Here is a 10,408-nt window from a genome sequence, read left to right as displayed (position 1 = left end):
CACCGGCCCGGAACACCATTTGTCCGTTGTCGAGCATTACTGGCTGGGCCTTCGCCTCCAGCGCGCGCAAGTTTGCGGCGGTGAACTCGCGGAAAATCTCGACCTCTCTCAGCTTCGAGACCATCGCGCCTCCTTTCGCTTCAGTGCGACATAAAGTTGTTCGGCACCGCAAACAGCAGCAAGCTATACCCACCAGCGCCCGAGTGGATCTCATCGCAGGTCACAGCGGACTCTCCCTCCGCTCCGCACACTTCGAGATCCCGGAATGCGGGGGGATCGGTGCTGCTCTCGAACGGCCCGCTGCCGTTGAGTTCAACGGACCGGCCATTGATGGACACGGTCGCGGACATCTGAGCTTGAAGTGGGATCGGAATCGTCGACGCGTCGATGGACCCTGTATTGCCGCCGATGGTGAAATCTGAGCTTTGAAAGCGAAAGCTCGTGACGGAGAAGTGGAGAAGCGCATTTGGTCCAGGGACAGCCCCCCGGACCACGGTGAAGGTACCTGAGAGCGGCTGCACTATGGTCGGCGCTTTGATGGGAGGCGGTGGTGAGAAAACAATCTGGCTCCCTGGCGTCAGCGTGTAAGAGACGCGTTCTCCTGCGGGCGCACCGCTATGGTTCCCGCCACAAGCCACTAGCAGTAGTGGAACGAGCAGAACAACAATGCTCACCGGATTACGGAACGCACAGAGAGCGCCGGGTGGTTCGGGTGGCACGTAACTGGTGAACGAGAACCGTTGCCGCGTCGTGAGGCAGAGCGGGAGAGGATGCATCAAACTTTCCTCCCTTAGACAACCAACCGATTGCGCCTTATAGTTCAACTTGTCAACGCCTGTGCAGATAGAGAGATCTATGAAATCAACACTCGCCCTATCGTGCGGTCAAGCAGGAGGCCTGCTTCCCACCGCAGGTTACAGTGCCCTCTGACGTATGGTCAGCAATTCGGATGATAGAGATGGGTGTCACCCAAGAGTTCCTTGCCGCTTTGTCCGCATCGGCAATGCGGCCCAACCGCTCAACGGCCTGCGCCAAACAGGCCCGCTGGTCTGTCTGATTCAGTTCGGTGGCCCACTGCAAACACACCAGGGGGCAAGCTGGACCACCTAAGTAGTTGTGCATGGCGGAGTTCCACTTTTTTCTGACCCCTCCTAGCAACGCCGCCGGAAGTGCAGTAGAAAGGCAGCAGGTTAGAAACATCGGCCCGGTCTTCAGTGCGTCTGCTGCATGGCGCCCTGCTTGACCATGAAGGCGGGAAGCCATGAAGATATACCTGGTCGCACCGAAGAATCCCGAGTCGTTTTGGACGTTCGACCGCATCCTGCCGAGCCTGCGAAAGAAATGCGTCTTTCCGAACCTTTCCCTGCCGACGGTGGCGGGCATCACGCCGTCGGAGCACGAGGTCGTGCTGTGCGACGAGAACGTCGAGCGGGTTGACTTCGACACCGACGCCGACATCATCGGCCTGACGGGCTACGTCGTCCACAAGCAGCGCATCTTCGAGATGGCCGCCGAGTTCCGCCGGCGCGGGAAGTTGGTTGTCGTCGGTGGACCGTTCGCCTCGCTCTGCCCCGAAGAGCTGCGCGGCAAGGTCGACGTCATCTTCGTCGATGAGGCGGAGTACACCTGGCCGCAGTTCCTGAAGGATTACCAAGCCGGCACTTGGCAAGCGGAGTATCACCAGGACGAGAAGCCGAGCATGCACGACTCGCCCGTGCCCCGCTTCGATTTGCTGAAAGTCGACAAGTACCGCACCATGACCATCCAGTTCGCCCGCGGCTGCCCGTTCAACTGCGAGTTCTGCGACATCATCGTCATGTACGGGCGGCGCCCCCGCACCAAGTCGGTGCCGCAAGTGATGGCAGAGGTGCAGAATCTCCACCACCTCGGCATCCACAACATCTTCGTGGTCGACGACAACTTCATCGGCAACAAGAAGGAAGCCAAGTACCTGCTGCGCGCCCTCACCGAGTGGCAGCAAGCCCACCACTACCCCATCGAGTTCATGACCGAGGTGACGCTGAACATTGCGCAGGACGACGAGTTGCTGCACCTCATGCGTCAGGCCAACTTCACGACCATCTTCGTCGGCATCGAGACACCGCGCGCCGCCAGTCTGCAGGAAACGCACAAGATGCAGAATCTGCGCGGCAGCCTGCTCGACTCGGTGCACCGCATCCAGCAGGCCGGGATGGAGGTCATGGCCGGCATGATCGTGGGCTTCGATCATGACGACCCGTCCATCTTCGACGAGCAGTTCCGCTTCATCCAGGAAGCGCGCATCCCGATTTCAATGACCGGCCTGCTCAACGCCATACCGAAGACGCCGCTGTACCAGCGTTTACAACAGGCGGGCCGCCTGATCGCCGAATCGGTCGGCGATCAGTTCGTGTTCACCAACGTCATTCCGCAGGGGATGACGCGCGTGCAGCTCTATCAGGGATACAAGCGCCTCCTACAGCGGCTGTACAGCTATCGCCATTACCGGCGACGCTCGATGCAACTCATCCTCAATCGGGGCACGCAATTCCAGACGCATCTTGTCGCCAGCGGGCAGGACATCGGCATCTTCTTCCGGGTCCTGTGGACCTGCATCCTGCGTGCCTCGCCGGGCCGCGCCTGGCTGACGCTGTCGCTGCTGGCCGAGACCGCGCTCCGCCGCCCGCGGGCCATGCGTGACGCCATCACCTTCGCGCTCCTCCACAAGCATCTCTACGAGTACATGCGGGACACCTGTAAGCAGCTCGATCGGCTCGTCAAGGAGATCGAGAAGTTCCCCGACGAACTGCGCCTGCTGCCCGGGGCGCCACCGGCAACGCCAAACACGGCGTGAGAGAAGCGGGACTGGAGGCTGGGGACTGGTCCCCAACCCCTGCTCATCTGGCGTCGTCGTAGAGCCGTCGCAGGCGTACCGGCGAGACACCGAAGAAGTACAAGGCGCGCAGTTTCCACATCAGCAGGATGGTTTTCATGACGCCGTGGGCCTGCCAGCGGCGGGCGGAGGTGGTGACGCGCTGGCGCAGACAGGCGATGCGTCCGGCGTCTTTCAAGCGCCGGCTCAGCTCGACATCCTCCATCAGCGGAATATTGGCGTAGCCGCCCATGCGCTCGAAGACGTCACGCCGAACGAACATGGCTTGATCGCCGGTGGCGATGCGGCTGAGCCGGGAGCGCCAGTTCATCAGTTCACCGGTCAGCCGCAGCAACGGGGTCGACGGCGTCAGGTCCACATCGAAACGCCCGCCAACCACTCCCGGCGCTTTACACGCTGCGGTCACGGCCGCGGCGAACCCCTCGGGCACCAGCGTGTCGGCATGCAAGAACAGCAGGATGTCCCCGTTGGCGCGTTCCGCGCCGGCGTTCATCTGTGCCGCGCGGCCGCGCGGCGCCGACAGCACTCGATCGGCAAGTGGCTGCGCCACAGCACGGGTCTGATCCGTGCTGCCGCCGTCCACCACGATGATTTCGCGCACCCTCGACTGCCGTGCGCGGCGCAAGGTTTCGCCGATCCCGCCCTCCTCATTCAGGACCGGAACGATGACGGAAACGGTCATGGGATTCGTTCAGGTAGGAACGCAGCATGCTGCGCCGCTACAACAACCGCTCGCGAGCACTCATAGATCACGATGCTAAAGATTGGTCGACGCGGATTCAAGCTAATCCTATCGCCGCGCCGCGTAACCGCCCGGGGGCTTGACAGGGAGAAATTGAGACCGGTATGAGCACAGTCGTGGCACAACCGAAACGAGGGAAACAAGCGCGCACGGCGGAGACGCTCCTGCGCTTCACTGACGATCACCTCTGGCTCCGCATCGAGGACGGGCGGGCACAGCTCGGCTTATCGGACTACGGGCAGAACAAGCTGGGCGAAATCATCGCCGTCGAGTTGCCTGAGGTCGGTGAATCCGTGGAACGCGGTGACACCTTCGGCGAGTTGGAATCCGTCCGAACGGTGCAGGAATTGACCGCTCCGGTGAGCGGTACAGTGACTGCGGTCAACGCCGATATCGAGGAGCACCCGGAGCTGGTGAACGAGGACCCTTACCACGAGGGATGGTTGATTGAGATCAAGCTCGAAAGCGAATCCGAGCTGGAAGATTTGTTGCCGCCCGACGAGTACGAAGATTTGATTTGAGGTCGGTCAAGCGCTTCCTCTCGCCCGTTGGAGAGAGCCACGCGCATCGGTTCACAGAAATAAACCGTCCACGAAGCCGATGCGATAGGCCATCAGCACGCCGAGCGCGAGGCTGAACAGACCCGCCAGGGCACGTACCGCGACGTCGGCAGGCTCGAAATAGTTTGCCGTGAGATGGAACGGCAGCCCGATCAGCGCACTCATACAGAGCATGCCAGCGGTGGAGCCGATGCCGAAGACTACCAGGTACGCCAACCCCTCGAGCGGGGAAGGAATGGTGGCCAGAACGAGCAGCATGAGTGCGGCGCTCCCGGCCAAGCCGTGGACCATCCCTACCAGCATTGGTCGAGCCCCGACGCGGGAAAAGTGATGCATATTCGACGCGACCTCTTCTGCGCCGAAGTGCAGGTGAGGATGGAGGTGCAAGCGGACGCCGTGGCGGTGCGGGTGCAGGTGCAGCGTGCCGCCGCGCACCAGCTTCCGCAGGACGTTGGCGCCTAAGCCCACGAGCATCACGGCGACGCAAAACTCGAGCATCAGCGCCGTCTTCGGACCCAGCCTGACGTGCAGCAAAATGACCGCCACGCCGGCTACCAGCAGCGCAGCGCTGTGGCCGATACCCCACAGCGCACCGATCCAGCAGGAGCTGAGGATACTCTTGCGTTCGCTCACGATGGCGGAAATCGCCGCGAGGTGATCGGCATCGAGCGCGTGCTTGATCCCCAACACCAACCCGAGGCCAAGCACGTAGCCAGTGGAAAGCCAGGTGGTCATTTCATCACGCAGGATCCTCGCGCTCCTCCTATCGCCCTGTCGGTACGGAAGCAAGGGCTCTCGGCGTCGCGCCTAGGTCACACTCTTGGCCACAAGCGGAATCCACACCCGGAAGGTGGAACCGCGGCCCACTTCGCTTTCCACCGCTACCGTACCGCCGAGCATCTCGAGAAGCCGGCGCACGATGTACAGCCCGAGCCCCGCCCCGCCGTAGCGCGCCGCAATCGATTCGTCGGCCTGCCGGAAAGGATCGAATATTGCCAGCTGTGCCTCTGGCGGGACGCCAATACCGGTGTCGCTGCAGCTGACTTCGATGCCAGCGTCGCGCCTGCGAGCGCCCACGGTGACCGTTCCCCGCTCGGTGAACTTCATGGCGTTGCCCACCAGGTTCTTGAGCACCATCTTCAGCTTCACCCGATCGGTCTGGATAGGCGGTAGATCCGTTGCGCACTCAGAGACTAGCCGCACGTCTGCTTTCGCATACTGCGCGCGCATCTCCGTCGCGACATCGTGGATCAACTCGGCCAGCGAGACCTCCTGCAGCTCCAACGGCGCGGGCCCGGCCTCGAGGCGGCTGAGGTCCAGCGCCGCACTGATGACATCCCGCAGCTCTTCCGCACTGCGGTACACGGATTTCATGGTGGCAATCTGCTGCGGCTGCAGGTCGCCAAAATTGCCCTCCAGCAGCAACTCCGTATAGCCCATGACGGTGTTGAGCGGCGTGCGCAGCTCATGCGACATCGTCGCCACGAAGTTCGACTTGATACGGTTGGCGTGCTCCAGCTGCTCGAACAGGCGGGCATTCTCCAACGCCATCGACGCTAGCGACGCCACGCCCCGGGCGAGACGCAGCTGTTCCGAACTCAATGGCTCCCGTCTCCCGAAGTATCCAGAAGTCTGCATGCCTATCAGCTCGCCGCCGCGGCGAAGGGCTCCGTACAACACCACCGTGACGCCGAACTGCCGCGCGATGGCCGTGATTATGCCATCGGGATGATCGACCATTACCACCTGCACGACGTCTTCAGTGCGGAGTTGCTCGACCATTGCGCGCGGCATCCTGATCAGCCGCAGCGACTCCCATTGCTCGGGGGTAAACCCGTGGCCCGCAACCGGCGCGTACGCTTTCTCCTTCGGCTGCCACAGCCACGTGTGGCTGAAGTCACACCCGAGCGCGCTGGCGGTGAGGCGGCACAGCCGGTCGAGGAGAACCGGAGTGCTGAGTGATGAAATCATCTCGCGTCCGATCTCCGCCAGGGCACCAGCCAGGCACGCTTCCTGCGCGGCTTGGGCTCTCAGCCGCTGACGCTCCATGGCATAGCGCATCGAGCGCACCAACAAATGTCGATCGATTTCCCCCTTGACGAGGTAGTCCTGCGCGCCGGCGTGCACCGCATGCATCGCGGTCGCCTCGTCATCGAGGCCGGTGAGCACGACAACCGGCACTTCCGAGGCCGCCGTGCACACCCCGACGAGCGTCTCCAATCCCTGGCTGTCGGGCAACGACAGGTCGAGCAGAACCACATCGACCGCCTCGTGCAACAGATGCTCGACGGCAGTCGACAGCCGCTCAACGCGCCGCAGCTCGAATCGCGTCGAGTTCGTCGCGCTCCGCCGAGCGTCGTCGATCATCGTCCGGATGAATCGCGCGTCGGCCGGGTTGTCCTCGACCAACAGCACCCGAATGACCGGCGGGATAGGCATTGCGTTTTCACCAACCGATTTCATCGGTGCTCCAATGCAATTGCAGGCGGGCCCTCTCTGCCCCTTGAGACACCCTAGGTGTCCGGCGACAAGTCCACAATACGCAACTGCTGATACGCAACTGATTGTTGATCTGGTTCCGCCCGCCGAGCGCCCCGCCGCTACCCGCGCCGACGCCGCTCACATCCGCTTCTCCACCAGGCGGCTCTGAAACTTGTGCCGATCCACGATGTACCGGATGTGTATCCCCTCTCCCACCTTTTCCTTATGGTCGAAGGCTTCGACGGCAAAGACGAGTTTGCGGCCGTCGATCTGCGTCAGCGTCGCGCCCACGCGGACTTCGACCCCCGTGGGAGTTGCAGTCAGATGACTGACCTCGTTGCGGGCGCCAACCGTGATCTGTGCCGCACCGAGGTGAGGCGCGACGAGCGCAGCCGCAACCACCTCCATCTTGCCGATCATGTCCGGCGTCGACCACACCTCCGGCATCTGCATGGGCTACGGGTGATTGCGCGCACAGACGGTAGCGGCCGTGATCTCGTCCGTAACCAGGTACCGCCGCTCATCAGACAGCCCGACTTCAAGATGCGCCATTTGCCCACCTCGCCCGTAATGCGATTTACATCCTGACCGCCTCATTCCTCCTGAGCGCCGAGGTCGCGATGAAAGCGCTCTTCGATGACGGTATAGAGGGTGGGGATGAAGAGCAACGTGAGCACCGTGGCTACAATCAGGCCGCCGAGCACCGCGCGCGCCAGAGGAGCGTTGGTTTCACTGCCCACCGCCCAGCCCAGCGCCATCGGCAGCAGGCCAAAGACCGTCGCCAGCGTCGTCATCAGGATCGGGCGCAACCGCGTGCGCCCCGCGGTGATCACCGCGTCGTGCAGCGCCAGGCCACGCCGGCGCAGCACGTTGGTGTAGTCCACCAGCAGCACGCCGTTGCTGACGACGATGCCGACCATCATGATCACGCCCATGAAGGACGTCGTCGACAGGGTGGTCCGGGTGAGGAACAGCGCCCACAGCACGCCGGTGAGCCCCAGGGGCACCGAGACCATGATGACGAGCGGATCTAGGAGCGAGCGGAACTGCGAGGCCAGCACCATGTATACCAACATCAGCGCCAGGGCCATGCTGAAGCGCAGGCTCTGAAAGGTTTCGCGTTGCTGGCGCGTCTGACCACCGAGTCGCAACTCGAACCCGGGCGGGGTCTTCAGCTCGCCGAAGTGGCGCTCCAGCTCCTCCGAGATGCTGCCCAGATCGCGACCGGCGGGGTTGGCCGTCACGTGCACGATCCGCTGCTGAAACTTGCGATCCAGTTCGACCGGTCCCGAACCGCGCTGCACCGTGGCCACGTTCTTGAGCAGGATTGGCACGCTGTGGTCGCGGGTGACGAAGAGATTTTCCAGGTCGGCCGGCTCACTGCGGAAGCGCTCCGCCAGCTGCACCACGATGTTGTACTCGTTGCCGGTGACGGGATCGGTGAAGAGCGACGGGGTGCTGGACACATTGCTGGACAGCGAAAAAAGCACCGCGTTGGCGATCTGGCGTTCGGACATACCCAAGAGCGCCGCCTTTTCGCGGTCGACGACGACGTCCAGCTCGGGGTAATCTTCCTCGCGACTGACCTGGAGATCCGCCAGCCCTTGCATGCCGCTCATGATCCGGCGGACCTGCTGCGTCAACTCACGCGCCGTCGTGAGATCGTAGCCCATCATCTCGACGTCGACCGGGGCGGCGGAGCCGAAGTTCAGCACCCGCTTCACGATCCCGCCCGGGTCGAAGTACATCGCCACGCCGGGAAATTGGCTGGCGATCTTCGGCCGCAACTCGGCGACGATCTCTTCCGTACTCTTGTCTCGCTCCTCAGGGCTGGTGAGGTCGACCTGGATGTTGGCGGAGTGTGGTCCGGTGTTCGGGCTGTACACCGAGGCCGTAGTGGACGGCAGGCCGATGCTCGAAATGATGGCCCGTCGATCGCGCTCCGGCAGATTCGCCTTCAGGGCATCTTCGATGCGCGCCACCAAACGGTCGGTTTCTTCGACGCGCGTGCCGACCGGTGCCTTGACCATCATGCGGAATTGGCTCTCATCGGTGACGGGGAAAAACTCAGACCCGATCAGCGGCACGAGCAACAGGCTCAGACTGAATACGGCCAGCGTCCCGACAATCACCGTGCGGCGGTGGCTGAGGGCCCACCCCAGAGCCGCCTGATACAGGTCGTCGACGTGGTCGAAGAAGGCCGCTCCCATGCGCGCCAGCCGTCCCCTGCCGTGCTCACCACGCTCCGGAAGCAGTTTGGCGCACAGCAGCGGCGTCACCGTCCGCGACACCCAGAACGAAGCCACCAGCGCCAGTGAAATTGTCAGCGTCAGCGGGACGAAGAGCAACTTTGCCGCACCGACGAGAAAGACCACCGGGAAGAACACCACGATGGTGGTGACGGTGGAGGCGAGAATCGGCATCGCCACCTCGCGCGCCGCGTCCAGTGCCGCCTGTCGGCGCGACGCCCCCATCGCCAGATGCCGATTGATGTTCTCCAACTCCACGATCGAGTCGTCGACCAGGCGCCCTACGGCCAGCGCCAAACCACCGAGCGTGAACACGTTCAAGGTCTGGCCGCCGAAGTACATGAAGATGAAGGTCATCAGGATGGACAGCGGAATGGCCAGCGAAATGATGAAAGTCGAGGTGAAGCTCTGCAGAAACACCAGGATCACGAGAAAGGCCAGCACCGAACCCTGCAGCGCTTCGTGCGTCAGCGCGTCGATGGACTGGCGAATATACGTGGACTGATCGAAGAAGTACCCGAGCTGCAGCCCCTTGGGAATGTTGAGCAGGTCAGGCAGGGCGTGCTTGACGCCATCGACCACTTCCAACGTGTTGCTGCCGGGCTGTTTGTTGACGCGGAGGTACACGGCCTTCTCGCCGTTCATGCGCACGATCGAGGTCTGAGTCTGATAGGAGTCGCTGACCTGGCCGACGTCTTTGAGGTGGATGGGAATGCCGTTCGCCGTTCTCACGACGATGTCCTCCATCGGCTTGACGATCTCGAACTGGTTGTTGGTGAAGACGTTGTAATCGAGCGTACCGGTCTTCAGGTCGCCGGAGGCGAGGATCAGGTTCGAATCGGCGATGGCGTTGACGGCGTCCTGGACGCTGATGCTCTTGCCCTGGATCTGGTCACGGTCCAGGTCGACCGTGATTTGGCGGATCTTGCCACCCTCGACACTCGCCGACGCCACGTGCGGCAAATGCTCGAGCTGCGGTTCGATCGTGTTGTACGCGATATCGTAGAGTTGCTTCTCATCGTACCCCTCGCCCGACACCGTGATCAGCACGACGGGGATGTTGGACAGGTCGAACTTGACCACGAACGGCTGCTGCACGCCGGTCGGCAGCGCCGCCATGATTGCCTGGATCTTCTGGATCACCTCGACCTCGCCGGCGTCGATGTTGGCGCCCCAGTTGAACCACACCTGCACGACGGAGATGCCCTGCTTCGATCGCGACTCGACATGTTCGACGTCACTGACGGAGCTGACCGCCTTCTCGATCGGATAGGTGATGCTCTTCTCCATGTCCTTGACGCCGGCACCAGGGTAGATCGTGCCCACCTGGACGATGGGCAGGTTGATGCTGGGAAACACATCGACTGGCAGCCGGCGCAGCGACACGATGCCCAGCACCGTGATCGCCAGCGACAGCATCAGGATGGCGATGGAGTTACGAAAGGCGAGAAGGGTCAGCCACATGGATCAGCGCTCCGGTCACTTCGCGTCTCGAAGCTCACTC

General features: G+C 62.6%; 8 protein-coding genes. 2 read left to right on the top strand and 6 right to left on the bottom strand.

What is annotated here, in order from left to right; all coding sequences use genetic code 11:
* Positions 1-140: 140 nt before the first annotated feature.
* Positions 141-824: a hypothetical protein gene (locus VF515_21975; protein ID HEX7410299.1), complete on the bottom strand. Its 684-nt coding sequence runs from the start codon at positions 822-824 to the stop codon at positions 141-143.
* 437 nt (positions 825-1,261) lie between these two features.
* On the opposite strand from VF515_21975, the gene VF515_21970 reads away from it, so the two are divergent.
* The gene (locus tag VF515_21970; protein ID HEX7410298.1) at positions 1,262-2,833 is read left to right on the top strand and encodes a B12-binding domain-containing radical SAM protein; all 1,572 of its coding nucleotides are present in this window, start codon (positions 1,262-1,264) and stop codon (positions 2,831-2,833) included.
* A gap of 43 nt (positions 2,834-2,876) precedes the next feature.
* Here VF515_21970 and VF515_21965 read toward each other — a convergent pair whose 3' ends face one another.
* A complete protein-coding gene (locus tag VF515_21965) occupies positions 2,877-3,554 on the bottom strand; it encodes a TIGR04283 family arsenosugar biosynthesis glycosyltransferase (protein HEX7410297.1) in 678 nt (225 codons plus the stop codon).
* 164 nt (positions 3,555-3,718) lie between these two features.
* Between VF515_21965 and gcvH the strand changes: the two genes are divergently transcribed.
* On the top strand, positions 3,719-4,135 hold the full coding sequence (gene gcvH, locus VF515_21960; GenBank protein ID HEX7410296.1) for a glycine cleavage system protein GcvH: 417 nt from the start codon (positions 3,719-3,721) through the stop codon (positions 4,133-4,135).
* 51 nt (positions 4,136-4,186) lie between these two features.
* On the opposite strand, the gene VF515_21955 is transcribed toward gcvH, so the two are convergent.
* From VF515_21955 to VF515_21940, 4 genes are all read right to left on the bottom strand, one after another.
* Positions 4,187-4,909 (bottom strand): urease accessory protein UreH, encoded by a 723-nt coding sequence (locus VF515_21955; GenBank protein HEX7410295.1) that lies wholly within the window; start codon positions 4,907-4,909, stop codon positions 4,187-4,189.
* A gap of 72 nt (positions 4,910-4,981) precedes the next feature.
* A complete protein-coding gene (locus VF515_21950) occupies positions 4,982-6,637 on the bottom strand; it encodes an ATP-binding protein (protein ID HEX7410294.1) in 1,656 nt (551 codons plus the stop codon).
* Between the two features lie 156 nt (positions 6,638-6,793).
* Positions 6,794-7,108 (bottom strand): thioesterase family protein, encoded by a 315-nt coding sequence (locus VF515_21945; protein ID HEX7410293.1) that lies wholly within the window; start codon positions 7,106-7,108, stop codon positions 6,794-6,796.
* Positions 7,109-7,248: 140 nt separating this feature from the next.
* Positions 7,249-10,368, bottom strand: a complete 3,120-nt coding sequence (locus VF515_21940; protein ID HEX7410292.1) for an efflux RND transporter permease subunit — start codon at positions 10,366-10,368, stop codon at positions 7,249-7,251.
* Positions 10,369-10,408 lie beyond the last annotated feature (40 nt).

Source organism: Candidatus Binatia bacterium (assembly GCA_036382395.1).
GTDB lineage: Bacteria > Desulfobacterota > Binatia > HRBIN30 > HRBIN30 > JAGDMS01.
Note: the sequence above shows the minus strand (reverse complement) of the source record. Positions and strands in the feature narration are given on the sequence as shown.

Excerpts from the sequence above, each read along its gene's own strand:
- VF515_21970 (HEX7410298.1), top strand. The coding sequence starts at position 1,262 with ATGAAGATATACCTGGTCGCACCGAAGAATCCCGAGTCGTTTTGGACG.
- VF515_21965 (HEX7410297.1), bottom strand. The coding sequence starts at position 3,554 with ATGACCGTTTCCGTCATCGTTCCGGTCCTGAATGAGGAGGGCGGGATC.
- gcvH (HEX7410296.1), top strand. The coding sequence starts at position 3,719 with ATGAGCACAGTCGTGGCACAACCGAAACGAGGGAAACAAGCGCGCACG.
- VF515_21955 (HEX7410295.1), bottom strand. The coding sequence starts at position 4,909 with ATGACCACCTGGCTTTCCACTGGCTACGTGCTTGGCCTCGGGTTGGTG.
- VF515_21950 (HEX7410294.1), bottom strand. The coding sequence starts at position 6,637 with ATGAAATCGGTTGGTGAAAACGCAATGCCTATCCCGCCGGTCATTCGG.
- VF515_21945 (HEX7410293.1), bottom strand. The coding sequence starts at position 7,108 with ATGCAGATGCCGGAGGTGTGGTCGACGCCGGACATGATCGGCAAGATG.
- VF515_21940 (HEX7410292.1), bottom strand. The coding sequence starts at position 10,368 with ATGTGGCTGACCCTTCTCGCCTTTCGTAACTCCATCGCCATCCTGATG.